General features: G+C 27.7%; 2 protein-coding genes. Both read left to right on the top strand.

Features of this window, described 5'->3' with window-relative positions:
• Positions 1-490: 490 nt before the first annotated feature.
• On the top strand, positions 491-694 hold the full coding sequence (locus AA089_RS22970; RefSeq protein WP_046759366.1) for a DUF4113 domain-containing protein: 204 nt from the start codon (positions 491-493) through the stop codon (positions 692-694).
• A gap of 420 nt (positions 695-1,114) precedes the next feature.
• Positions 1,115-1,489 carry a LytR/AlgR family response regulator transcription factor gene (locus AA089_RS22965; RefSeq protein ID WP_046759365.1) on the top strand — a complete coding sequence of 125 codons (375 nt, stop codon included), beginning with the start codon at positions 1,115-1,117 and terminating at the stop codon, positions 1,487-1,489.
• The last annotated feature ends 98 nt before the right edge of the window (positions 1,490-1,587 follow it).

The raw sequence follows: 1,587 nt of genomic DNA, 5'->3' as shown, positions 1-1,587 counted from the left end.
ACGCAGGACTTGCTAAAGCCATTCGTAATGCAAAAATGTAATTCAGAAAATCTATATATAAAAGCTTCAATATTTATGTCACTACACTTTTTGCATTTATAGCGTAAGTTTTTTAGTGATGTAAGTAAAATTATGTCAAAATAAGACACTGAAAATATCGTGTTGTTTTTGTAGTTAACTGCTCCTAAGATCGTCAAGAAGATTTAATAAGCAATTGAAATTTAAAAAAAAATACGAATAACAAAAAAGCTTCAACAATTATTGTTGGAGCTTTTAAAAATTTGAGAATTTTAGTTTTATGATAAATTATGACTAGATTTTTTTCCTTGTCAGTGACTAACCTTCTAAATAGAAATCAAAATCTTTAAACGTTATGATTATACTCTAAAAAGCGCTGTTTTACCTTATATTCTACAGTCATTTAATATAAAAAGTTCAAAACTCAATTAATACTCGCTAGGCTTGTCCCAAAAAAGTTTAACAGTTTAATATGTTTGTAATTTATAGTTCAGATTACAAACAATTAATGACAACCATTGATGAACTGAATTCAAAATATGGAAAGAACACCTTGGATATTGCGAGTCAAAAATTAGATTCATCTTGGGCAATACGACAAAATAATCTATCTCAAAACTACACAGCTGATTTTAAGGATATTATCATACTTAATTGTAATTCTCATACGTTTTAAGTCAAATCAACTAGAAAGAATACGTGAAAAGCATATATAAAGTAAGGTTAAATAGTAATATTCTTGTTAAAATCAAAAAGTTTACAATTAAAGGTAAACTTTTTATTATGTTTACATCGTGAACAAGATTTTATTTCTATGAATTATTGATGAAAAGCTTTTTTACTGCAATGATTGGATTACATCTAAAATCTTATGAAAAAAAATGATTTTTATTAACATTTTTGTACGAAATAAAAATAATTACCAACATGTGTTTGGTTAGGAAAATTATCAATTTTTGATAAAAAATCAACGCTTATTTTTAAAATATGACGCTTATGAAAAATTTTTGTGACTGATCTTGAAAGGAACTTCCTTTACCAATAAACCCCAACTCCAACCTTACCATTTTACGAATTAATAATAAACCTGTACTGTATGATACAAGTAGAAAATAATACAACAAATACAAGTGAAATACACTATAACAATGAGTACATCTGTTTGGGCAGTAAGCATAAAGGGCAATACGTACTTAAACAGCATATTCTCTTTGTAGAAGCTTATGAAAATTATGCATGGCTCTATTTAAATGATAATACAAAACGACTAAGTTCCAAACCAATTGGTTATTACGAAGACCTATTAGCTTCTGACGGTTTTACACGTATACACCGATCGTATCTTATCAATATATCATACCTAAAATTATATGAACGTAAATACCGTCTTGTGCATTTAAGAGGAGCAATAACCTTGCCTGTAAGTCATCGAAAAAAACACACATTCTCAAAGTATTTGCAAAGTGCTTAATGGTTTCTATTAGCATATAAAATTACTTAACAATTACACTACAATATAAAAAAATAGCCTACCTAAGCGGAGTCGCTACTCCACACACATTCATGTTT

The sequence above is a fragment of the Kordia jejudonensis genome, from assembly GCF_001005315.1.
Lineage (GTDB): Bacteria > Bacteroidota > Bacteroidia > Flavobacteriales > Flavobacteriaceae > Kordia > Kordia jejudonensis.
Note: the sequence above shows the minus strand (reverse complement) of the source record. Positions and strands in the feature narration are given on the sequence as shown.